This window comes from Elizabethkingia miricola, assembly GCF_001675285.1.
Taxonomy (GTDB): Bacteria; Bacteroidota; Bacteroidia; order Flavobacteriales; family Weeksellaceae; genus Elizabethkingia; species Elizabethkingia miricola.
Window position 1 is genome coordinate 307490 of sequence record NZ_LSGQ01000007.1, and the last position, 24580, is coordinate 332069.

Annotated in this window: 21 protein-coding genes, 3 tRNA genes and 1 pseudogene; 15 read left to right on the plus strand and 10 right to left on the minus strand. The window is 34.5% G+C overall.

What is annotated here, in order from left to right:
• Positions 1 to 4 precede the first annotated feature (4 nt).
• The 8 genes from ATE49_RS09625 to ATE49_RS09660 all read left to right on the plus strand — a co-directional run bounded on the left by ATE49_RS09625 (position 5) and on the right by ATE49_RS09660 (position 7595).
• Positions 5 to 1849 carry a lysophospholipid acyltransferase family protein gene (locus tag ATE49_RS09625; RefSeq protein ID WP_065081986.1) on the plus strand — a complete coding sequence of 615 codons (1845 nt, stop codon included), beginning with the start codon at positions 5 to 7 and terminating at the stop codon, positions 1847 to 1849.
• A 110-nt stretch (positions 1850 to 1959) separates the two neighbouring features.
• Positions 1960 to 2032, plus strand: a tRNA-Phe gene (locus ATE49_RS09630).
• Positions 2033 to 2294: 262 nt separating this feature from the next.
• Positions 2295 to 2367: transfer RNA gene (locus tag ATE49_RS09635), tRNA-Phe, on the plus strand.
• Positions 2368 to 2548: 181 nt separating this feature from the next.
• Positions 2549 to 3430 carry a cupin-like domain-containing protein gene (locus ATE49_RS09640; protein WP_059154143.1) on the plus strand — a complete coding sequence of 294 codons (882 nt, stop codon included), beginning with the start codon at positions 2549 to 2551 and terminating at the stop codon, positions 3428 to 3430.
• A gap of 105 nt (positions 3431 to 3535) precedes the next feature.
• Entirely contained in the window at positions 3536 to 3904 is a 369-nt protein-coding gene (locus ATE49_RS09645; protein ID WP_065081987.1) for a helix-turn-helix domain-containing protein, read from the plus strand.
• A gap of 64 nt (positions 3905 to 3968) precedes the next feature.
• Positions 3969 to 4730 carry an SDR family NAD(P)-dependent oxidoreductase gene (locus tag ATE49_RS09650; protein WP_065081988.1) on the plus strand — a complete coding sequence of 254 codons (762 nt, stop codon included), beginning with the start codon at positions 3969 to 3971 and terminating at the stop codon, positions 4728 to 4730.
• A gap of 165 nt (positions 4731 to 4895) precedes the next feature.
• Positions 4896 to 5612: a hypothetical protein gene (locus tag ATE49_RS09655; RefSeq protein WP_059154140.1), complete on the plus strand. Its 717-nt coding sequence runs from the start codon at positions 4896 to 4898 to the stop codon at positions 5610 to 5612.
• Positions 5613 to 5924: 312 nt separating this feature from the next.
• The gene (locus ATE49_RS09660; protein ID WP_065081989.1) at positions 5925 to 7595 is read left to right on the plus strand and encodes an FISUMP domain-containing protein; all 1671 of its coding nucleotides are present in this window, start codon (positions 5925 to 5927) and stop codon (positions 7593 to 7595) included.
• A gap of 84 nt (positions 7596 to 7679) precedes the next feature.
• Here ATE49_RS09660 and ATE49_RS09665 read toward each other — a convergent pair whose 3' ends face one another.
• The 9 genes and pseudogenes from ATE49_RS09665 to ATE49_RS09705 form a co-directional block, all read right to left on the minus strand.
• Entirely contained in the window at positions 7680 to 8243 is a 564-nt protein-coding gene (locus ATE49_RS09665; RefSeq protein WP_065081990.1) for a hypothetical protein, read from the minus strand.
• A gap of 156 nt (positions 8244 to 8399) precedes the next feature.
• Positions 8400 to 8861 carry a hypothetical protein gene (locus ATE49_RS09670; RefSeq protein WP_143349689.1) on the minus strand — a complete coding sequence of 154 codons (462 nt, stop codon included), beginning with the start codon at positions 8859 to 8861 and terminating at the stop codon, positions 8400 to 8402.
• 687 nt (positions 8862 to 9548) lie between these two features.
• Positions 9549 to 10507 (minus strand): annotated as a pseudogene (locus ATE49_RS09675) (IS30 family transposase).
• 196 nt (positions 10508 to 10703) lie between these two features.
• Positions 10704 to 11270: a DUF6705 family protein gene (locus tag ATE49_RS09680; protein ID WP_065081993.1), complete on the minus strand. Its 567-nt coding sequence runs from the start codon at positions 11268 to 11270 to the stop codon at positions 10704 to 10706.
• A gap of 6 nt (positions 11271 to 11276) precedes the next feature.
• Positions 11277 to 12677, minus strand: a complete 1401-nt coding sequence (locus ATE49_RS20590) for a hypothetical protein (protein WP_260256172.1) — start codon at positions 12675 to 12677, stop codon at positions 11277 to 11279.
• 451 nt (positions 12678 to 13128) lie between these two features.
• Positions 13129 to 13671, minus strand: coding sequence for a hypothetical protein (locus tag ATE49_RS09690; protein ID WP_143349688.1), 543 nt, complete (start codon positions 13669 to 13671; stop codon positions 13129 to 13131).
• Positions 13668 to 17186 (minus strand): DUF6443 domain-containing protein, encoded by a 3519-nt coding sequence (locus ATE49_RS09695; RefSeq protein ID WP_081278450.1) that lies wholly within the window; start codon positions 17184 to 17186, stop codon positions 13668 to 13670. The genes ATE49_RS09690 and ATE49_RS09695 overlap by 4 nt, the downstream gene beginning before the upstream one ends.
• A gap of 459 nt (positions 17187 to 17645) precedes the next feature.
• Positions 17646 to 19178, minus strand: a complete 1533-nt coding sequence (locus ATE49_RS09700) for a hypothetical protein (RefSeq protein WP_143349687.1) — start codon at positions 19176 to 19178, stop codon at positions 17646 to 17648.
• Between the two features lie 239 nt (positions 19179 to 19417).
• Positions 19418 to 19924, minus strand: coding sequence for a hypothetical protein (locus tag ATE49_RS09705; protein WP_065081996.1), 507 nt, complete (start codon positions 19922 to 19924; stop codon positions 19418 to 19420).
• A 73-nt stretch (positions 19925 to 19997) separates the two neighbouring features.
• On the opposite strand from ATE49_RS09705, the gene ATE49_RS09710 reads away from it, so the two are divergent.
• The 4 genes from ATE49_RS09710 to ATE49_RS20205 all read left to right on the plus strand — a co-directional run bounded on the left by ATE49_RS09710 (position 19998) and on the right by ATE49_RS20205 (position 20918).
• The gene (locus ATE49_RS09710) at positions 19998 to 20177 is read left to right on the plus strand and encodes a hypothetical protein (RefSeq protein ID WP_065081997.1); all 180 of its coding nucleotides are present in this window, start codon (positions 19998 to 20000) and stop codon (positions 20175 to 20177) included.
• A 3-nt stretch (positions 20178 to 20180) separates the two neighbouring features.
• Positions 20181 to 20366 (plus strand): hypothetical protein, encoded by a 186-nt coding sequence (locus tag ATE49_RS09715; protein WP_065081998.1) that lies wholly within the window; start codon positions 20181 to 20183, stop codon positions 20364 to 20366.
• A 9-nt stretch (positions 20367 to 20375) separates the two neighbouring features.
• Positions 20376 to 20684 carry a hypothetical protein gene (locus ATE49_RS09720; protein WP_065081999.1) on the plus strand — a complete coding sequence of 103 codons (309 nt, stop codon included), beginning with the start codon at positions 20376 to 20378 and terminating at the stop codon, positions 20682 to 20684.
• A 163-nt stretch (positions 20685 to 20847) separates the two neighbouring features.
• Positions 20848 to 20918: transfer RNA gene (locus tag ATE49_RS20205), tRNA-OTHER, on the plus strand.
• A 106-nt stretch (positions 20919 to 21024) separates the two neighbouring features.
• Here ATE49_RS20205 and ATE49_RS09725 read toward each other — a convergent pair.
• Entirely contained in the window at positions 21025 to 21237 is a 213-nt protein-coding gene (locus ATE49_RS09725) for a hypothetical protein (protein WP_065082000.1), read from the minus strand.
• A gap of 111 nt (positions 21238 to 21348) precedes the next feature.
• Here ATE49_RS09725 and ATE49_RS09730 point away from each other — a divergent pair, with 111 nt between their 5' ends.
• The 3 genes from ATE49_RS09730 to ATE49_RS20450 form a co-directional block, all read left to right on the plus strand.
• Entirely contained in the window at positions 21349 to 23448 is a 2100-nt protein-coding gene (locus tag ATE49_RS09730; RefSeq protein WP_065082001.1) for a Mu transposase C-terminal domain-containing protein, read from the plus strand.
• Positions 23449 to 23460: 12 nt separating this feature from the next.
• Positions 23461 to 24375, plus strand: a complete 915-nt coding sequence (locus ATE49_RS09735; protein ID WP_065082002.1) for an ATP-binding protein — start codon at positions 23461 to 23463, stop codon at positions 24373 to 24375.
• Between the two features lie 5 nt (positions 24376 to 24380).
• On the plus strand, positions 24381 to 24580 hold a 200-nt coding region (locus ATE49_RS20450), incomplete at its 3' end, for a hypothetical protein (protein WP_221407067.1).

Here is a 24580-nt window from a genome sequence, read left to right on the forward strand (position 1 = left end):
AAGAATGAGCTTAGTAAGCAGGGAAGACCTTATTAAGGCCGTCGGACTGGATAAAATCGGATTTCTGAAGAAACCGGTGGCATCCACTATGATGAATATTGTCCAAATCAATAAACTGAATAAACTATACGATAAATTAAAAGACAAGGAAGGAAAAGATTTTTTTGAATCTTATCTGAATGAACTGAATGTAAAATATCTGGTGTTTGCTGAAGATTTGGCTAAAGTACCAAAAACAGGACCTTTTATACTAGTGTCGAACCACCCGCTGGGAGCACTGGATGGAATCCTGATGACTAAGATTATTTCCGAAATCAGACCTGATTTCAAAATTATGGGGAACTTCCTGCTGTCTAAAATTCAGCCGATGAGTCCTTTTGTAATTCCTGTTAACCCTTTTGAAGGCCGTAAAGAAGCTTTCAGCAGTTTAAACGGAATGCGTGCAGCGATGAAGCATCTGGAAGAAGGTGGCTGTTTTGGTGTATTTCCTGCAGGTGAGGTTTCCAACAGAAACAACAGATACAATGAAATTTTGGATAAGGACTGGGAGTCTCCAATCCTTAAACTGATTCAGCGAATGAATGTACCGGTAATTCCGATGTACTTTCATGCTAAAAACAGCCGTATGTTCTATAATATGGCGAAAATTCATCCTGATCTGCAGACTGTAATGCTGCCGTCAGAGATGATGAATAAAAGAGAAAAACCTATTAAAATAAGAATAGGGAAACCTATTTTGTCGAAGATACTGAAGGAGTATGATACACCCGAAGAATTGGGTGAGTTTCTGAAAAATAAGGTTTACATGATGAAATCTTATTTTGATAAGAGAAAACGTGTAACAGATTATCTGAAAATACCTAATCTAAGCAGTAAATTCCAATTGAACCAGGATGAACATGTTGTTCATAATATTATCTCTGAAACGAGCAAAGAACATCTGGTAGACGAGATAAAGCATCTGAGGAATATTGACGGAAAGTTGCTTTTTGCTAATGGTGATTATGAAATCTACTTTGCCAATGCCGATGAGATTCCTTTTGTAATGAGAGAGATTGGCCGACAAAGAGAACTTACCTTCCGTGATGTCGGTGAGGGAACTAATATGCCATTTGACCTGGACGAATATGACAAACATTACCACCATTTATTCCTTTGGGATAAAGGAGAGGAAAAACTTGCGGGTGCTTACCGTATGGCACTGGGAGTTGAGGTAATGAAGAAATATGGGATAAACGGATTCTATACCAGCTCACTTTTCGATTTTGATCAGGAATTACAGCCTTTCTTCCGTAAGGTAATTGAAATGGGAAGGGCTTATGTAATGAAAGATTACCAACAAAAACCTTTACCACTTTTCTTATTATGGCGTGGTATTGTCCATGTATGTCTTAGAAATCCTGAACATAAATTTTTGATGGGAGGTGTAAGTATCAGTAATAAATTCTCTGATTTCAGTAAAACACTGATGATAGAATTTATGCGTTCCCATTATTATGACTCTGTAGTAGCGCAATATATTCATCCTAAAAACGAGTATAAGGTAAGACTTAAAGAGCGTGATAAGCTAATGTTCTTTGAGGGTCTGGATAATGACCTGAACAAGTTCGATAAGCTTATGGACGATTTTGAACCGGAAATGCGTATGCCTGTATTAATCAAGAAATACATCAAGCAGAATGCGAAGGTTATATCTTTCAATGTAGACCCTAACTTCAATGATGCTATAGATGGGCTAATGTATATCCGAATCAGCGATCTTCCGGAAAGCACGATTAAGCCTGTTTTGGAGGAAATGAGTGAATATTATAAAAATTTGGGAGAAAAAAAATGTACTGATAATCAGTAATGTCATACATCTCTTCAAAAAAAGTAATAAAAAAACTTGCATGGTATATATAATGTATGTACTTTTGCAACACTAAAAAACAACGATATAATCGGGGTTTTAAAGTGAATGGTTTCTTAGCTCAGTTGGTAGAGCAATGGATTGAAAATCCATGTGTCCCTGGTTCGATTCCTGGAGAAACCACAAAACCATCTGAAAAGGTGGTTTTTTTGTTTTTAATAGTACATACTCCATTCGGGTAATTTTATTAAAAATATTCCATGAATATTTTCGGTTATATATTGCTAATGTTTTCACTTACAGTTGAATATTGGAAATTCGATAAATATTTAAAGCTTATTTGATTAATTTAGATCAACTAATTGAAATAAAAGCTTGCGTAATATGGATAATATGTGTATTTTTGCACCACTTTAAAAACGAAATTATACGTTTTTGTAGTAATGGTTTCTTAGCTCAGTTGGTAGAGCAATGGATTGAAAATCCATGTGTCCCTGGTTCGATTCCTGGAGAAACCACAAAACCACCTAAAAAGGTGGTTTTTTTGTTTTTATGTAATTTGCATTTGGTGAATGCAAAAAGATGGTTAAATAGAGATGGATAGTAATATGTTTGTTATTTAAAATAGTTCTAAATAAATTACTTTTATTTCACTTTTGTATCTTAAAAATTAATACCTTAGCACTTAAATTAAATTAAATGGGAATAATCCTCAAGCCGATTGATGTTGTAGACGACATTTCTCAGGAAGATTTTCGTGAAAAATACCTGAAGCCGCGTAAGCCTGTGGTTATAAAAAATATGGCTAAAAAATGGCCCGCATACCAAAAGTGGACCATGGATTATGTAAAAGAAGTAGTAGGGGATGTAACAGTTCCTTTATATGATAGCTCTAAAGCGGATCCTGCAGCTCCAATCAATGCATCTGCTGCAGAAATGAAGTTTGGTGATTATATAGATCTTATTCAGCGTGAACCAACAGATCTTAGAATCTTCTTCTTTGATCCTATAAAATTTGCCCCGAAACTACTGAACGATTATATCTCTCCTAAAGATCTTATGGGAGGTTTTCTGGATAAATATCCGAGCATGTTCTTCGGTGGTAAAGGATCGGTAACTTTCCTGCATTATGATATTGATATGCCGCATATTTTCCATACGCATTTTAACGGAAGAAAACATGTGATGCTTTTTGAATACAAATGGAAAGATCGTTTGTATCAGATTCCGTATGCAACTTATGCATTGGAAGATTATGATATAGAAAATCCTGATTTTGAAAAATTCCCGGCATTAGATGGTATTGAAGGAATAGAGTGTTTCCTGGAACATGGTGATACCTTATTTATGCCAACCGGATGGTGGCATTGGATGAAATATCTGGATGGATCTTTCTCTATTTCACTTCGTGCATGGGATAAGAGTTGGGCTATAAAAGCGCATTCTCTGTGGAATCTTACCGTACAGCGTAAATTTGATAACTTTATGAAGTCCCGCTACAAAAAGAGGTATATGGACTGGAAAGAAAAGAAAGCAGTTAAAAGAGCTAATGAGGCACTGAGAAAAGGATTGCCAAAATAGAAAAAAATAATAAATAAACAGACCGGAAGAATTTCTTCCGGTCTGTTTATTTATATTCCTTATTAAGTTTATTTTATCGAAATTAGACAAACAAAAAGACAATAAATGAAAACTAGCCGACCGGAAGAAATAGTTGCCCAATTCAATCAGCTTATTCAAAATAATCTGAATGAATTAATAAATGGTGTTACTGATGAATACCTGGATATTCATAAAATAGCAGACAAAATACACATCAATGCAACTCATTTGAGTAATACAGTTAAAGAAACTACCGGAAAATCGCCATGTGATATATGCAATGAAAAAACCATAGATCTTATAAAAGAATTGCTGGCAACAACTGATTTGTCAATTGCTGACATTGCATTCAAACTTACCTATGAGCCTACAAATTTTACAAAATATTTTAAAAAGCACACCGGAATGCTGCCATCGGTATATCGTTCCAAGTTTAGACAGAAAAATACTTAAACGTTCACCATATCACGAGGTATATACTTCTGTAATTTTGTTTCACTAATCAAAAAATATAAAAATGGCACAAAGTAAAATAGCTTTAATAACAGGCGGAAGCAGAGGCTTAGGGCGTAATGCTGCTATAAAAATTGCACAAAAAGGTATTGATGTAATTATCACTTATATCCACAATGAAGAGAAGGCTAATGAAGTTGTTGAAGAGATACAAAAACTTGGAAGAAAAGCAAAGGCATTAAAAATTGATACAGGAAATACAAAAGAGTTTGATGCTTTTGTAACTGAATTAACCACATATCTTCAAAATGAATATGGTCTTGCTAAATTTGATTTCCTGATAAATAATGCCGGGACAGGCGGACATACTGCATTTGTAGATGCTACAGAAGATGAGTTTGACACAATGGTAAATATTCATTTTAAGGGTGTTTATTTCCTTACACAGAAACTTTTGCCATATCTGAATGATGGTGGCAGTATTATCAATATCTCATCGGGGCTTGCACGTTTCTCTCATCCAAATACATCTATGTATGCAAGTGTGAAAGGTGCTATGGAAGTGGTTACCAGAATTTGGGCCCTGGAACTTGGGCAAAGACAAATAAGAGTGAATATCGTTGCTCCGGGTGCTGTGGGAACAGATTTTAATGGCGGAACTGTTCGCGATAATGAGAAAGTTAATGAGGTTGTTGCAGGACTTACAGCTTTGGGAAGAGCCGGAGTTCCGGATGATATTGGCGGTGTTATAGCATTTCTATGTACAGAAGACGCACGCTGGATCAATGGACAAAGAATCGAAGTCTCAGGAGGAATGCATCTGTAAAAGAATTTGAAAGTAAAAATATTAGAATAAATAAACAGCTATCATATTGATGATAGCTGTTTATTCTTTTTTAGAAATATAAGATTCTGATTCTTAAAAATATATTTATATGCCTTTCATAAATTTAATTAAATTGCATAATAAACTTTTTAATATTTGGTGTAAATGTTTGAAAAACTAATCGACAGCTTCGAGAAACTTTGTTTACAGATTATTATTGAAATATTACTGGTTCCGGTAACTATTTTTAAATTGTTTCAGAAGTCTGCCCGATGTTATGATCTTTCAGTACACGAAATGGAAAAGGAAGAAACAGAGCGTTTCAAGGATTATCTGTCTCCAATAAAATTATCGGTTTATACATCTGTTATCGTTTCCATATTGTTAATGGATTATGGCGGTGAACAGAATTTTGTTTCCAGAATTAAAGGAGTGAGTATGGTGGAGAAGGCACTATTTATTTTTCTGATCAATAATTTTACGGCTGTCCTCTTTAGTGTTGTTTTGCTTTGGTATAAAAGAGAGAAAGTTAATACCATAACATTCCGGACGCTTTTATTTTCTTTTATATATACCACTGTTTATACTTCAACACCAGCTTTTTTATTTACTTTCTCAATGATGTTTCTGGGGCAGACCGTAAATGTGGATGATTATATACAGCATTTTAATCTGGCTGGCAGTGTAGGGATAAAGGAATACTTATTTCTTGTAATTTGCTTAATAACTATAGCGATTGGAGGGCTTGGCGTGATTAAGTTAGTCAGAGCGCTGCATCATATTCTTAAGGAGAACTTCCGGTATCACCCATATATCGTCTGGTTCTTTACATTATTGTTCTTTGCAATACAAGTATTGTATACGATGGAGTTTGTAGGGTAGCTCTGAAGTATAGGAATCATTATATTTCATTCATACAACACCGTAAAAATGCCATAAATAATCAGAAATTGTATTTTTGTAAAGAATATACAAGTACGAAGTGATCTGAAATGATGGAATCTATGTGTTTTAGCTGAAAAAATTATAAGATTAAATTCTGTATTTTTTTGCTGAAACATTTTTCTTTTTATACCTACAAAAGATATATAATTGCAGATGAGGAGCTAGCTGCTCCAAAGAAGAAATATACTGCAAAAAACAGATCATATAACTTGTATTTCAGAAGACGATTAAAAATAAAATACAAATTAAATGATTGAAAAACTACTTGTGAAATCTGTAATAACTGGTTGTGTATTGTTGTCTGTGCTTTCATGCAGAAGTTCGGGCGATGCAGTAAACACAGGAGAAACCAGCGTCAGAATTAATCTTTTAGGCAGTGGCTTTATTCAGGAAGGAATTTTAGGTCCACAGGCCACAGCGAATAATCTGAAAATAAATAATACAAAAGAACAACAGCAGGTTTTAGCACTAAATGAGGACTATAAATTGGTTGCTGTTCTGTCTCCGGATAATTCTCAGTCATTCGACGCTTCTCAGGCTTCCCTGAAAGCTGCTTTACCTCCTTTAAAAGAATCGAATAATTTAGGGTATGGCATTAAATACAAAGTTGTTGTATACGATGGAAATGGTCTGTATATAACCGAAAAAGATTATGTAAGCGGGGAGGAACGGAATGCGTCTCCAATTACAGGGCTAAATGGAGGCTATACTTATACATTTGTAGTCTATTCAATTGGTTCAAAATCGGTATTGCCTTCTGTTACATACTTGGATCAGGCCAATAAAACACTATCCTCGGCTTCTGTAGAAGAAATACCGGGAAGCAGTGATCTGATGTATTTTTCCAAAACAATGGAGATCACTGGAAACAATACCAATTATCTGGACGTTGTTTTTTCTCATCAGTTTAGTCAGATCACCGTTTACCTGGATGCAACACCAACCCAATGGTATAATATTACTAATCTTCAGGGAGTCAGTATATCTCCGCATCATAATAAAGCAAAAATGCTAATGAACAACGGTAGTATAGTACCCGAGCAGCAGGCTGCAGATGGAGGAGTTGTTAATTTTCCGGTACTTAATTCAAAAAGTGTAAAGGCTGATCCTGTATATATTAACACTAACAAGGTTACCAACGGTGTTTTTACAATTCAGACGATTCTTATGACACATCAGAACGATACTCCTGTAAGCCTGCAGAATATTACACTAAACGATCTGAATATAACACCAGGTGTAAGATATAATCTGAAAATTTCTCTGCAGCCGAATGATAAATATCTTTCTTACAGGGGATATCAGGCAGTACGTTTAAGCGGAATGATATGGATGCGTCATAATCTTGGTGCCGATCTGATGGCGGATCCGGATATACCTGCCCAACAGATAAACGGGGACTATTATCAGTTTGGCAAGAAAACTGCAGCAGCAAATGTGACAACACCCGCGAATTCAATTTCGAAATGGGATATTAGCAGTGCTCCTAATGATGCTTGGAATTCAGGGAGTTTCTTAGTCGCTGTAAAAACAGCTAACGATCCATGTCCGGACGGATGGCGTTTGCCAACCAACAGAGAAATCAATGCTCTGGATAAGGGAACAAATAAGTCGACAGCGGGTAGAGTTCAGAATTCAGCAACGAATTATTCTGCGGCTAAAGTATTGACTAGTGTTTTTGATCCAAGCATTAAGATGACGGTTCCTTTTAGTGGTTATAGAAGTGCATCAGACGGAACCTTGCTCTCCAGAGGGGAGAGGGGTGGCTTCTGGAGTGCTACGCCTAATTTTGGTAATACTACTCAGGCTGTACAGTGGGCACTTTATGAAATGCACCCTGTTAATAATAATTATCCATGGGCTACAAAGTCCGAAGCTGTATCAGTACGCTGTATAGCGACTTTTCCATTGGATAGGTGAAATTGGAATTTGGTTATAAATAAAAGCTGCCTGAAGAGGCAGCTTTGTTAGGTATTTTAGATTAGTGAAAGTGGAGAATCAATATTATCTGTTTTTAGTAATTCTGAAGCTTCCACTATAATCATCAAAAGTGATGTGGAAATTGGATAGATATAGTTTGTATAAGATGGTATATCTTATATTTAAAGGATAATCTCCAGGGTAAAATAAAAAAATATCTTTGTGTTTTTCTAAATATTTTTTTTCAAGATCTGAAAAACTATTTTTTATAATATTATCATCTATCTGAAAAATAGGATATTTTCTTTCATTAGATATTTGACCAGATTTTAATACTGACTCTTGACAAAGAAGAGGTTTTAAAAAAGAATAATAAGTATTGTATTCTTTTTTATAGTTATCAACATAAATGTTATGTAATTCTAATCCATTAGTTGCATATATATTACCGTTGTTTAATTTTACAAATACTAATTGAATTGCAGCAGAAGGGGTAGTGGAAATTATGTTTGAGTTATTTTGCCTGTCAATTTCAGAAATTTCTCTAATAAATATGTCATTGATTTGAACATTTGATTTGGGCTTAGAGCAAGAGGTAAGTATGATAAATACTAAAAGTATGTTGATATCAAATTTTAAAAAATTCATTCTAAATTTATTTTAAGATTGTCTTTGTGTTTTTGTATCCATTAAAGATATATAACTTGCACTATTGTAAATATACAATACATAAAATAAGCAGCCTGAAAAGGCAGCTCGTTAGGTTTTTTTATTAATCACGAGTAGTAAGTTATTGAGAGGGTATTATTTTGTATAAATTTTTGAATTAAAAACTATTTTATAAATTTTATAATTGCTGTCGTAATAATATTCATAAACTAAATCTCCAGAATCAGTATATCTATTGTCTATTAATTTGAATATACTTTTATAGTGATCTCCTTCTCTCTTTATAACTATGCTGTCACCGATAAAGTTATTACCACGAGACAATTTATATTCTTTAATGGTAGATAATGACACTCTATGTTCTAAACTATCTTTAGAGAAAGAAGAATCTGTACGATAAAATTCACCTTCTTTTTTTAAGAAATAAAATTTCATGTTTCCAGACAAAGTAGCAATAGTTAACTTCGTATTATGATCTTCCATATTAATAACATATCCATTTTTAGAGGCATTTGGATCTTTTAAAACATAACTATAATCATTATCGCAAGACATTAATAATAATGTGAAAACAATAAAAAGGAATTTAATATTCATTATTTTTTCTATGCTGGATTTAGTATCTGATTAGTACTTCATAAATATAGCCTTTTAATATAAACAAGCTGCCTGAAAAGGCAGCTTGATAAGTATTTTTGTATTTGCCACGAGCCAGTGGCTCGCGCTAGCGAGGCAACCTTTTCTACTCATTTGTCACAGCAGAATACAAATCCGCTTCATTGTTGGCTATATAGTAAAGTTTCATTTTTTAATTGGAGGTGGGGGTATTCTGGTAACTCCATTTTTAGATTTTTTTGCATAATTATTTAGTAACTCAAGTGATTCAAAAATTTCTTTTTTATTAATTAGTGTCTTTTCTTTTTGAAATAAGGAATAATAAACAATTGTCAATAATAGTTTAATGTTTGAATCCCTATTTATATCTTCTCCATAAATAAAGTGTCTTTTCTTGTTTTTATAAACTATAATTGCATAACTGACTAAGGGAGCTTCATTTTTTGAAAAACTTATTTTGTTAGGAGACTTATCTTCATTTTTAACACTTTGATTTATCCAATTAATTAATGTATTATCTAAATTAATTTTGTATGTTTTTTCCTTATTAGCATCATAATAAATTGAATTTCCGTTTTTATTAATCTTTATATCGAAGTCATGTACTCCGTTGCCCTCTGGTGAATTATTATTATATGAGAGGCAGATTCAAGTTTGAAGTGCAATTTTTCAGTGGTCAAATATAGATAAAAAACTTCACTTGGAGTTTTGTATCCTAACTTTTTTCGAGGTCTATTATTTAGGGCTGTTTGGTAGCTTATCAGGTCTTTGTACTCTATGGTTTTTATACAGGTTTTCTTTGGTATATACTGGCGGTAAAGTTTATTCGTATACTCATTTAAGCCCCTTTGCCAACTACTATACGGATCACAGAAAAAGTAATCCGCTTCAAGCTTACTGCTTATCGTTTGATGTTCCGCAAACTCTAATCCATTATCACTGGTAATGGTATATACATTTGTTCTATATGGACTTAACATATTAATAACTGCTTTCTTAACTGTAGATGCCTTTTTATTGTTTACTTTATGAATAAGAGAAAAACCACTTTTACGCTCTACAGCAGTAACTGCAAAACTCTTATGTCCTTTTCCTGAAATCAAATCTATTTCCCAGTCTCCATACCTTTCTCTTAACTCAACAATTTTAGGTCTTTCGGAAAGCATACGTTTATTGGCAATAAATCTATTCTGTCTTTTGCGGGTTCTGCTTTTTCTTTGTCTTACCTGTGTTCTTAAATTCGTCCACAAGCTACCTCCGTTTAGCTTATCAGTATAAACATACTGATAGATTCTTTCATGGCTAACCATCGGAATAGAATTCGCACGACAATAACCTGCTATTTGTTCAGGAGACCAACGTTTTTTAATCTTTCTTTCTACAAAAGCTTTTATTTCTTCTGTAAACTTCCTGTATCGTTTTTTAGATACCCTGCGATCTTCTGAAAAGGATTGAGCTAAATTATAATTATAGCGCCCCTTTGAGGTTTTATTACGCTTTAGCTCTCTGCATACAGTGGAGGGATGTACGCCCAGTTCTTTGGCAATGTAACTTTGAGATTTGTTTTTTTTAATAAGGAAGGATATAATTGTCCTTTGCCCAATAGTCAGCTGATTATACTTTTTCATGTGGTGTTTTATTAACACTTTTTAACAATTCAAAAAGGACGCCGAATATAGATAAAAAATTACCCCATAATTAAATAAATAGGTAGTATATAATACAGTATTAACAAAACTTAAGATCAAAATACGATCAGTGCAGTGTTTTAACAAAAAAAATCCCCTCAATATAAGAGGGGAAGTACTTAAATTATTTTTAAAATTATTGTTTAGTAAAAGTTAAATCAAGTGTTCTAGGGATGTACGATTTGATGTTATCTGAATAATTAGGGCATTGATTTGGATCAATTAATCCACCTGTGGAATGATATTCCCATTTAGCATGATTACTATCTATTTTTTTTAATACAATATAACCTTCACCTATACCACATTCTTCACCTTTATAATCAAAAGCTACACTATTTTTATCTGAAGAAGTATATGTACTTATAATATTCGAAGTTGTAATCGCATTATTCATCGTACTAGCTAATTGATTTCCATTGGAATCTGTTATGGTATATCTCATAAATAAAACATCACTATAATAGTTAGTATTCAATAATTTTAAAGGGTGATTTTCTATTTTGTCAGATATGTTTAATGTTACTTGCTTTCCTTCAAAATTAGCAATCCATGTTCCGGTAAATAATGGTAAAGTATTATCTATATCCTTCAAATATGCTCCATTAGGTATTTGTCCAACATAAGAAGAAATTGAAATTGTTTGAGCTTTTATGCAAAAAATTGATAAAAAAACGGTCAATATTATTATATTCTTTTTCATATTATATTAATTTTTACAAGGGTTGGTATTGTTATTATTTATTGTTCCATCTGAATTCTTAGTTATGGGGTAATTATTGCCATTTATTTGTTTTATTAAACTTACTTTCCCACTCAGTCCCATTTTATCTAAATAATCAAAAAATAATTTTTGCAAAACTTGATCAGTTATTTTAACATTATGCATCTGCATATCTTGAATATCTCTCCTAAAAGATGTCTGATATCCGTTAACAACACCTGCTCCATACATAGGAGGTATATCATCTTTCGTGCCATTAAATATCATAAAGTAGTTATAGTCTGGTGTTACAATTCCTAAGAAAGCTTCCCCAGTTTTATCTGTTGGATCATTTGGATCTGGTGGATAATTCTGCACTCTTGCGGTATTTATAAACGAATTAATGTCATGTGGAGGAAACATTGGATAGCCTAATTTATCATGATTGTGTACTGATCCCTTGGTATAAATATCAGGAGAGAATTCAACATGATCCTGCTTTCCTTCTTTCACATCTGTATTTCCATCTTTTTTTATTACATGTAACTGTTCATTGTTGTTTGGCCTATTTGGATCATTCATTCTGTCTTTCAAGTTCTGTATAGCGCTCTTTACATTAGCCGCAGATAAAGCTCGTTGTGCACGGCTACAAGGGTCTTGTAAAGGTTCTATAAAACCACCTCCTCCTTCTCCTGGTGCAATACAATTAGCATATTCTTGGCAACCTCCACCACCGCCACCTGGTCCTGATGGGTTTGTTGTTCCCGGATTAGGTCTTGGAACAGTAATAATAACTTCATCAATACCACAGTCTGTCCATTCGCCATCTTCTTTTCTACATCCAAATCCTGCAACTGGATTAATGCTTGCACTAAGTGCCAAAACTTTAAATTTCTGTTGAAACTTGTTTAATGATTCTTGAAACGCAACTACATTTAGTTTATACAACTCATCTTGTTCATTATAATTCTGGTATCTCACATAAGTCCCTTTTTCAGTAAGGCTTGCAGATACTAGCCCAATAACTCTATTTCCTTGGACTTTTGGAAATACAATCCACTTATCTCCATTTTGTTCTGTAATAATTTGGGATTTAACATTAAACTCAACATAGGATTGTCCATCTTGAGTGATAGAAGCGGTTTTATCTGCATTTGCTATCGTTCCAATTATTGGTTTATTATTAATACCAGATAAATTAGTTTTATGTAAACCATCATATCTTTTCATTAGAAAAGCAAAACCATCAGCATAATTAACCGATTTTCCAGACTTAGGAACAAATACCGCAAATCGTTTATCTTCTACTTGTTTTTGAGTTATTGCACCATCTTCCGTACGACAAGAAGATAATGTAGACAAAATTAAGACGCCCCATAACAAGGGGTGAAATAGATTTTTCTTCATAAAATGTATTTTTTATAATTTATTGTGTTAAATATAGAATAATATTTTAATAATAAAATACGGTTTCTCGTAAATCATTGCCAACTTAACATAATACGACAACAAAATACCCACCTCCGTATAAGAAGTGGGCAAGATACAACCAAGTATTAATCGGTAAAGGAGGGTAAGATCTTAAAACAATTCTATATGTTTAAAATCTGGGAAAAGGAGGTATAAACGAACCACGGGAAAACGTTCCTACAAATTGTCCTGATCTACGGTTATAAGCTTCAAAATGTGTCCAGTTTCTGTATTTGTAGGATTCCCCGCTGGTGCGAGCGTCTCGCTCGCATCAATATAAATATACTATATTTAAAAAATAAGCTGCCAGAAAAGGCAGCTTGATAAGTATTTTGTTAGTCACGAGCCGGAGGCTCGCACTAGCAGGGGGGCGGGGGCTGTGGGCTATTTACTTATACCCAGGTTCCGTTGAATTGTCTCTAATTATTTTATAATTGTATTTTTCTTTATTCTTAAATAAGAATGACACATCCCCTTTAAATGATTTTGAAAAATTATAATCTGTTTTTGAAGGAGTTATTTTGTAAATAATTCCTTTAATTGCCCTAGCTTCGAAGTTATCATTATAGGGCACCGTTAAGATATCACATGGCTTAATGTCTATTCTTGTTTTAAGTATATTATACTTTGCCTGATATGGCTTTGAAACTATAAAATTCTTTTGAGCAAATTTTATACATCCTGTTTTTTCAATATATAATAAAGCTTTATTGATATTTATAGGAGATGCCTCTAGAATTATTAAGCTATCTCTATTTTGAAGAATATAAAAAGAACTATCAATATTTTTGCTTTCATACAACTCAAGAGTAGCTTCGTTAATAAGTTTATTCATATTATTGCTTTCAAAAATTCCTGTGTTCATAATTGCTGATCTAGCAGCACAGCTAAATAAGAGCAATATAGTTCCAAAATAAATTAATGTTTTCAATATCCTAAAGTTTTAAGGTTTAACGATTTAATTGGTCCGATTTTTCTTTCACCTCCAGCATTAATTTCTCTTCCATTCTTTTTTGTTGGAATTGCCCAGTATTTCCAAAGTGTCATTCCTCCTTGATTGGGTGCGTGCAACATAAAATCTAATGGGTAGTTTTCTGACTTTTTATTACCTGTCAACTTACTATACGCTTGATTTTTTGTAGCTGCAGCATCATAATCATCAGGAATTAGATCGTGTTCACTTGGCGAATTTCTTGTTTTGTGTGAGTGAATAGAAAAAGCAAGAGATCCTAAATTTGGTAATAAAGACGCTCCAGGTGTTAAATCTGAAATGTGGGCAGTATATAGAGAGAAAGACCAGTTGTTATTATTATAGAAACCACTCATACCCCATTCGACGTTAGAGTTTTTAGCGGCAAAAGTATAAACGCTAAAAGCATCAGTTGCATTGTTTGTACTACCATAGCTTACACCATTTGGAAAATTAGCAATATTATTAACAGTATTATTTGCTAAATCTTTAATAATACTCCCATCACTTGCTTTTTCTTTTTCTACTGTAACACTTTTTGATTTATCCACATTATTATTTTTATCAGTTGCATATAAGGTATCTGATTTATCATCCGTTTTAGTAATTAAATCAATTGTTCCATCTTGGTTTAATTTATAATCATCATAGTTCATACCATTAGAATCAATCATCATAATAGGGTTATTTCCAGTGAAATGATAAGAGGACATTAGCTGATACTGTTCCGCCAGCGGATCCACCACACCCCAACGTCCCAATTCCGGCATATACATTCTTGCCCCGTAGTCATACATTCCTGTTTCCTGTAGTTCCTTACCATTATACTTATACTGATACGCATTATTAGCTAAACTGCTTGTATTATATCCCTGATGTTTTAATCCAAACGGGTAATAGTTATTTTCTTCAATGATCTCCGCTCCACCAGAAGCACCTTTAGTGTAGCTTAATCTTACATTTCCAAGGTGATCTGTATAATTGTAAATATACTTATTTTTGGTAAGATCATAATAACCTTCCGAAGTTGGTACAAATTGTAATACACCATTTTCATATTGGAATCCATCCAGGTAATCTGTTGTTTTACCCCTAAATACCTTTCTGACTTTAGATCCATCTGCGCGGTATACATAATCTGTATTCCCTATAGAAGCTGTAATACTGCTTGGCAGGTTCAGATAATTGTAAGCAATATTCGAAATTCCTTTATCCAGATGATTCACCATATTGCCGTTAATGTCATAAGCAATTGTATTTCCACCTACCGGATAACCTGCTGCATTTCCCGAAGCATCATTTACTCTGATTAGTTTATTACTGTTTCCGGACTGATCATACGTATAACTGAGCTGATCCATTACTCCGGCACCCTGACCGGTTCTTTGCAATCCCGTAATATTTCCGTTCAGATCATAATTCAACTTCTCCGCATAAGATCCACTGGCAGCTCCGGCATTGTCCGAATAGTTACCTTCTTTTAAACGGTTTACTCCATCATATTGGTAGCTATAACGTCTTAATGTTCCGTCACTTTGTGTAGCCCAGTCAGTTTCCGCAATATTGCCATTGTACTTTTTAGAAGTTCCTGCTGGATTAATATACTTCAGTTCAAACCCGAAAAGCTTATTCATCAGATTCTTTGGATCATTCATTTTGGTTAAAGCCCCCCGGATGTTGTATTCGTTTTTGATGGACTGAATACCATTTCCAATGTTTCGGGATTCTAATTGTCCCAGCTCATTGTAGATATTCTCCGTCAAAACTTCCACAGGACCACCATTTACCTGATGGGTATGTTTTACCAGACGATTCTGATGATCATAAGAAAAATCCTCCTTCATGACCACTTCCCCGGATGAAGCATCTCTTTTATGATAGGTTGTTGTACTGGTGGGTACTCCTGAGAAAGCTAATACAGAACTTGTTCTGGTATAACCACCAAGATGGTTCTGAGATTCTGTGGATACAGGTCTTGCTTTATCATCATACCAGGTATAGGATTTTGTCCAGCCATTATCCTCGATATTCTTCACCATAGAAGCGACCGGAAGACCTTTTGTACTTCTTCCGTTTACCGGAACAGAACCCAGAACTGAAGCACCATTGAACACAGCCGGACTTCCCGGTGGATATTCATCATAATAGTTAACGGTTAACAGAGTAAAGTTACCAACAGGGTAGGCTGAACTACTGTAATAAATAGTTGTTCCGTTTTGTGCAAAACCTGTAGTACTTCTTTCTTCGTTATTAACACCAAAATTAACCATATTGCTTTGTTGGGCATCTCTTCCCGGAGCACTGTCCAATAATCCTGTATAAGCCACTCTTCCGAATTTATCATACTTGGTAAAAAGCCATTTATTCTGCTGGCGGAGTTTCCCATCCTGGGTTAATACCAGTCTGTCTTGCCTATCATAGACCATATACTCCCAGTCTTTTCCCGGAAGCTTCTTTTCCACGAGTCTGTTCTGACCATCATAACGGTATTGATAAGCCAGCTCATTAAGGAGTGTAGCATCAACACCTTTGTGAATGGCTAAAGGTGGAATAACAAAAGCAAGCTGATTGTACTCATTGTATACATAATAAGTATCCATATCATGAGAGCCATCATTCTTCCGAACCAGAAGAGTTTGTCCCTGTCCGTTTTTAAACTCTATTGTTGAATTTCCATCTTCATCGGTAATGACATTCTTGTACAAACTATTGGTTCCATAGGTACCACTTAAACCCAGAACAGAAACTGTTGCATTATTACTCCAGGAAGTACTGGTGGTATAACGGTAGACTTCACCATCAGCATTGGCTTGATATTGATATTGAACTTTTTTACCATCCCAGTCAGAACCAGGAGCAGCCTGAGCGAGTACTCTGTCCAAAGGAGAGTTTTCGAGTGTTTTTTCTCCATAAGCCAATGGATCTGTAGATCCATCAGCTTTTTTGTAATAGCCAGAAGCGGCTGTCTGAACACCGGACTGGATATTTCCATTTAGAGTGTTCATTGGAACCGGAAGCCAGGACTGTACCTGACGGCCGAAATTGTCATATGGAATGTCGGATACTAAATCCTGACCATTGGGTGTGGATTTAATAGAAAGCTCCTGCTTGGGTCTGCCGAGTCCGTCGAAATAGGAGATACTCTGCTGCTGAGGAGCAGCAGGATCTGAGGAAGAGCGAGGTGCCAGATAAGTACGCGAGTAGATGTAATTCTCATTCACCGATATGGAAGCTGTCGGATTTGGAGACTCATAATTTGGCGTAGGGTTGGGGTTGGAAGAAGCTCCCAGAGAAGCCCTGAAGCTATTGACGGCAGGTGAAGCGGCATTGAACCCTGGCAGGAGCCTGATGCTGTAAGGATCAGTAACAGACTTATTTTGCTCCGTTACCGGATTGGTGAGAATAATCTGGGCATGGGATGAAAGAGTCCCTGCCATGAGAATACCCATGGTATAAAAATGTTTGAACTTAAACATAACGATTTGGTTTTTAAAGATTAATAATTACTTTTTGCGATTTTTTGTGTTTTTGTTTTTCAGCGATTCAGTTGTAGGGATTTAAGTTATAAGACTAATTAGTTATAAGGTTAAAGAAGTTATAGAGGTTAGAAAAGAAGCAATAAGTTATAAGTCCGGACATTAAATGTCTAACTTCTAAAGTCTAACCTCTAACTTCTTATCTTGAAGCAAATGTCCTGATTGGTGACGCCAAAACTTGACGCATTTAAAAAAAATGTTTCTTTTGAAAGGTTAGTAATAAGAACTACCAAAGGTTCAGTTATAAGGTTATAGGGGCTGGCTTCTAAAATCTAACCTCTAGTTTCTAACTTCTAATTAAAGAGAAGGCTGGTGATGAAAGTACCAACCTGCTTTTTTCTCTCTTAATTTCAGTATTTTGCACCTCGTACTTCGTAATTCTAACTTCCGATTTCGTACTTAATTCTTATATCGGTACTGATATTCTTTCAGTAAGTTTCCGTTTACATCTTTTACCGATTCCAGTCTGTTGGCTGAATCATATTTATAGATCTCACGTATTCCTGAAGGTGGGGTAATACTCGTTACTCCTATCAATGGATTATAAGTATAAGTTGTAATCTGATAAGCAGACAATGCGGTATTGTTTCTTAGAATATCCAATGTTCCGATTAAAGTCTGTTCAGACTGATCAGTTCCCTGTGTGTTATCTGCATCCGAAGCGGTAATAATAGCAGATACATAAGCAGAAACCTGGTTGTAAGCAGCACCTTCGATCTTAGCAATAGGTTGTGTCTGATTGTATCCCCAAATAACAGTTACAGGTTTTCCTTTTACCGAATACTGAAGAATATTTCCTTTGTTGTCATAGAGGTCATAAGTTATTTCAGTTTGTCCTGAATTATTCTGTAAATCGTATAATAAAACAGAAGTTGGAAAAAGATTATTAGGATCATCATATTTACTTTCTGATTTTGAAATTATCTTTTCACCGTTATCTGTGACATTAAAGTTACTTGATAATAGAGGGGTAAGAATATTTGCATTGACTAATTTTAATACTCCTGTTTCAAAAGGATAAGTATATGATTTCTTTTGTTTTGTTCCTCCAAGATTATTTGTTTCATCTTTTAATACTAAAGGATCATTGATGTTACTATTATATTCTCTGGAAATAATATCTTGAATATGACCTGAAGAAAAATAATTGGATGTTGTCTCCTTTATATTTTTAATAAAAGAGTTTGCATAGTTACTAAGCTTATAGTTTACTTTATATTTTGTGTAAATACTTCCTGTACCATACACATATGGGCTTAATGATATATCAAAATTGATAAATCCTTCTCTGCTATTGGCAGATAAACTATTTTTAACGGTATCATATGCATATTCATATACTGTGTTAGACTGCAATTTACTGTTGTTATTGTATATTTTCTTTGAAGTTAATAAAGTGTATTTCCAATCTTCATCCACAGATCTGAAATTTTCGTAAATATTAAAATTTCCAATCATGTTTTGAGGGATATTGAATTGGTAATCTGTAAAGCCTTTGTTTTCTGTAACAACTCTAACATTATTATATTTTACAGATTCAAGAGTATTGGATATTCCTGAAAAAATATTGTTTGTAATAGTATAATGAGTGGCTGTATTTGAATCTGAATATTCATTATTCATTAAAGGATATGGAGTGATTGACTTACTTATAAAATTATTATTTACATAATTTATACCAGATGATATATTAGTTAGATTTTGAGGTGTATTTATATCAGGAACTGTGTAGTAATATTTTGTGTAATAATTACTAGTAATGTCAGAAAAATCAATTTGTTTTACCCTTAATCCTCCTACTTTAAAATTAGAAGTATTATTTGATGTTTCTTCACTCGTATATCTTATAAAAATATTACAAGAACAATCTCCCATTTTTTCAATTTCGAATTTGAATCTATTGGTAGAGATTTTATTTGCATAAAAACTCATGTCAATTTCTTCATTCTTAAAGGGAAAAACCAAATGTAAAGGCTGAAGAGCAGAAACGTAACAATTTATCATCATCATGCACACATCAAATGTTAATTTTTGAGTGCGGATAACATTTAACATGTTAATTTTGCCGGATTTTATTCGAATTAAATATTCATTGAATGAAGTAGAAAATTACATTTTCACCTATTTTGACAGAAAATAACTATTTCCTCCTATCAAATGTGATACGGAGGTTATCCTGTTTGTTTTCCAGATGCTTTGTATTCCAAAATTTTTACATAGCCTTCAAGTAGCCCTATCTTATCCTCGAGTAGTCGTTTGTTTTCTATTAAAAAAGAGTTTTCTTGTTTTAAGAACTTTATTTCTGATTCTAGTTTTTGAAATTCTTGATCATAACTAGTGAAGAGATCTGGAGGCATGAAGATTTTATCATCTAATAAAGGCTTTTCTTTACTTGTTGCTTCAGTTGGTAACAATTTATTTACATTTGGAATGTTACTATTATTGTTACCATTATTGTTACTATTTTCATCAGTAACAAAATTTTCACCTTTCGTTTCAAAAAAATAATAAACATTTTTGTTTATCGATTGAGCGATATTTAACAAGAAGGATACCTTTATATCCTTACTTTTAAGCTTACTCTGGAGATCTTGCGGTGAAATTTTCATTCTCCTCGCAACTTCAACTAACTGAAATCCAGATTCTTCTATTTTTTTTCTTATAAAATCGCCATTCAAAATAAATAATTTTGTTTATTGTAAATAAAAGTGTTTATATTTGTAGTGTGTTAATGCTACAAAATTATACAAAATGGAATCACTGGCAAATAAAATCCGGAAAACAGTTAAAACACCTTACCAAATCATAGGTGAACAAAAGGGAGTGTCTGCTAAATATGTAGGCATTATTGCACGTGGGGAGCGTGTCCCAGTCAGAGGTAAAGGCTTGGAAGTACTAAAGGCCCTAAAACAATTAACTCAAAATAATTAAGATATGAAAAAGCTTGTTAAAAGGATTCTTGAGAAGTTTATCAGAATCGATGTTGTTCCATATTACTATAGAGGTTACAACACAGAGTATAGAATGATGTTCCTTTTCGGTCACTTGTTTTCTACTATGCAGATCGTAGATAATAAGATTGAAGATGAGCAGAGTGAATATCTAGGGATCTTAAAATAAGTATTCATCATGAAGAAGCTTAAGAAAAGGTTAAATATTGAAAGTGCTACTTCATTTAAACTAGAGTATTATGAAGGAGGCAAGGAGTTAAAAACTAAGATTTTCAAGACTTATAAAGCAATGGAACAATTTCACCAGCGTCAAACTGATTTCATGTATCTGGATTGTAATAGATACGCTTTAATAAGAAATGAATGGCAGCGTTTTATAAAGATTCCTTCTCCTATTATTTTCGAGGAAAACCTTGAATTTATTATAAAGAGTTTTAATGAAGTTGTTGAAGCTAAAAATCTTCAAAACTTCAAAATTGAAGATTAATTTCTTCATAAAAATACAAACCACAAACAGATAACATTCCCTTGAGCTCAACCCGAAGCTTGGGACAGACATAGTCTAGTTGCATAAGCCTTTTGTTTGTGGGTATGGAATTGTGGAGGTTTAAACTAGACACGGGCGAGGCTACTGCGAGAGTGTAGCAATCAGATCAGTGGCGGAACTGGAAGACGCAAAGGGTACTCCCTAAAGATGTAGGTTCAAATCCTACCTGATCTCCAATTAAATTTTTTGAAAATGAAAAAGTTATTAAAAAAACTTCTCGCACCGGTGATACGAGAAGTATTAGACGAAAGAGAACGTCAAACCACGGAAAATGTTCTGGCTATTCAGACAAAGTTTCGGAAGATTCTTTCGGAACATAAATATACCCATCCAGCTTCTGCCGCTGCTCCTCAGTAAGTGGGTAAGTAAGAAGAAGTTCTTTACATGATTTTAATAATTCATCAACAGACTTCTTTTGTTCATCTGTTAGAACATTTCTAATAGCATCGATTTTAAAATTTAGCGCTGTAAAAGCGAAATCAAATTCATTCATGTTACTATATTTTATTGGTTAGAACTTCAAATATAGTGATTTTCTCCCGGCAGGCAGGCACTTACGTTCGAGTCGTAAGCGGGAACAAAGCTTAAAAAGCAATAATAAAAAATGAATCTACAACCTACAGACATATTATTAAGACAATCCGGTGGCCGTGAGAGCATTTGGCTTTCTCAGCGTCTGATTGAAGAAGTCTGTGAGGTGTCAGATAATCAAATACGTAAAGAGCGTACTCTATACAAAAAAACAGTACGTGCATGTGACCTTGCTAAAGCAAAGGATTTCATGCCAGATTCTGGTCGTTCTTGGAGATGGGGTAAGCAGAACGGGCAGTTCTATTACTGTTTAGACAATATTCCAGATCGTAAACCGGTATATTATCGTTCTTTATTTGGAGATTCAGAGGCGCTTTTAGACATGTACAGATCTGTCTGTAAGAGTAAAGATTTAAGTAGCCTTGAAATACGCTTTAAACGCTTTTTAAAGGACAATTTTCGCAATTATCTGGAGTTTTACACAGATACTGACGAAATTCAGCGTGTTGCCCTGGCTAAAGCATGTGCCACTTTAGAGTTCATTTTGAACGAAAAAGAGGACTATCCAGGCACTAAAAACAAGCTTTATAAGGATATTGCACCTATTTTAAAGGTCAATGATATCAGATATTTCCCTCATAACCCGCTTAGGATAAAAGAAAAAGTGGATATCCTAGAGGATACTGACCATGCAATTATAGAAATCATTCGACTTCCACGTGTTGGAAACTCAAATGCTGAAGTATACAATGATCCTGTTGTGTTTAGTTGGGCGATGCAGCTTCGTATGATGTCACAGAATTATACTGATGCACATATTGCAAGAACAATCTGGGATGCATGTGACAGAACCGGCAGAAAGAAGCCAACCCGCAGATGGTTTGGTATGCAGATCTTCGAACAGGCAAAGACTAAGTTCTTAACAGGTGAAAAACGTTTCGGCAGCAGTCGAAAAGCACAAATATTTAAAGATCGTATCCCTTTTGCAGATGCTTTATATGCCGGTGATACATGGCAAATTGACTCTACAAGGGTTAATATTATTGCTCACAGATCCGCAGACGGCTCAGACAGATATCTGAATGTAATTGCTGTACGTGATGTGATGAGTGGTGATATTCTGGGACATGCTTTTGACTATTCGGAAAACAGCGATGTATATCTAAGAGCTTTAAAAATGGCAGTTCAAACTTCAGGATATCTCCCTTATGAGATTGTAACTGACCGTTTCCCTGGTCACAATACTGATCTGATCAAGAGATTATTTGCCAGAATGGAAGCTTTGGGTGTTAATATTCAAATTACACATAATGCAAACGGAAAAGCAGGCATTGAACGTTGGTTTGGAACTTTCCAGAGCGTTATTTTAATGGGTAGTAAGTATTATTATGGTGAAGGGATCCAATCCCGCAGACTTACAGCTCATAGATCACCGGAATACCTGAAGGAAGTTAAAAAAGAAGCTAAAAAGGCAGGTTTTGACCTTGTTGCAGCATATACAGAGTGTGAAACCTTAGTAGAGCAATTTAGAGATATCAAATACAGCGTTTACAGCCGTAAACATGAAAGTTTACACAAATCACCGAAAGAACTACATCAGGAAAGCGAAAAGCCGTTTGTAAACTGGATTTCAGCTATGCAAACATCAATGCTTTTCGATAGAAAAACAGAAATTACTCTTTCCGGAAAAGGATCCTTTGTTAAAGAGATCGCCGGAGTTAAGATTACATACAAAGTTAGCCCTGATTATTATGATGTTATTTCGTCTTACCACGGAAAAAAAGTGGTAGTGTCTTATGATCTTGACGATTTAAGCCAGGTATATCTATGGGAGGAACATGACATGCTATTAAAATCACTTTGTCCTGCTGACAGATTCGAGGATATTATGATCCACGGACCTAAAAAAGAACTTGGAAGACTTTCCCAGGCTAAAGCAAGAGAAAGACAGATTGACGCAATGAAAGAGCAAGAGCTTTCGGATATCATTAATGTAGGAGAAGATTCTATGATGATGGGTATTTATACCAATAAAACGAAGGTTAATGAATATGAAGACAGTTACTGGAATCATGAAGAAATACAGGTTCCGTTAAAAAAAGCTTCCGGAGACGGCTTATCCCCAGAAGATATCGAGAATGCTGTTTTAAATAACATCCACGACGAATTTTAAAATTAATATAGTATGACAAATCTACAAAAAAATGAGATTGTAAAGGCTATTAAAACAGAAAAAGACCGGTTAGGTAGCTACGGACAAGTAGCTACCAAATCCGGAGCTTCAACTGCTACCATCAGCCATATGGTGAATGGTAAGTGGGATCTGATAACGCCTGAACTATGGCTAAAAGTTGGTGCTGCACTTGGTTACAGCAGTGACGAATGGCAGATTGCTGAAACTTTAAACCTTAAAAAGGTGTGCAAAACGCTTTCAGATGCTAAAAGATTCAATCTATTCATGTTTATCAGTGATAAAGGAGGAAAAGGTAAATCAGAACCTTTAAAATACTACTCAAGTATGAATATCGACAACGGAGTGTTCTATATCCGTTGCAGAGAGTGGGCAAAGAGAGAGTTTTTAACTGAAGTATGTACCCAATTAGGTATAGACATCGGAAAATCAATCATTACCATTGATAAATTAGGAATGTTAGTAGTTGATTTCTTTAGAAAAAGAGCCACAATTAAACCACAGCTGATCATTGATGAGGCAGATAAATTAAAAGATTCTGCGCTTCGTTGGTTCATTCACCTTTTCAATGAAAGAGAGGATGAAATGTCTTTAATCGTTGCCGGATCTCCACACCTGGAAGAACGGATCGAGAGAGGTGTGCGCCTTAAAAAATTAGGTTTTGATGAGATTGCAAGCCGTTTCGGACGTTCGTATCTGTCTGTTATGGGGGCAACAATGGATTGTACTAAGAAAATTTGTGAGGCAAATGGAATAACAGATCCGGCGACCTGCAAAAGAATTTTTACTGATGCGAAACCAATGTATCAGGAGATCAGAATTTCTGAGACTGAAGTTGCGAATATTCAAGTTATTGATGATATCCGCAGAGTTAAACGCCTTGTTATTAGAGAAAAACTCAAAATATAGCAGTCATGCAGCTTTTAGATCTATTTCCGGAGGTGGTTCCAGTAGAACAGTCTCCAAAAGAGAGAAAGATCCGCCGGAAATGTACCAGATACAACAAAACACAGAATAATAGGCGATATAAACTGCATAGGAAGGTCAGAAGCTTAGAACTAGAGCAAGTAAAGCTTCACGTACGGAAAAGAATAATAGAATTACCGGTAATGTT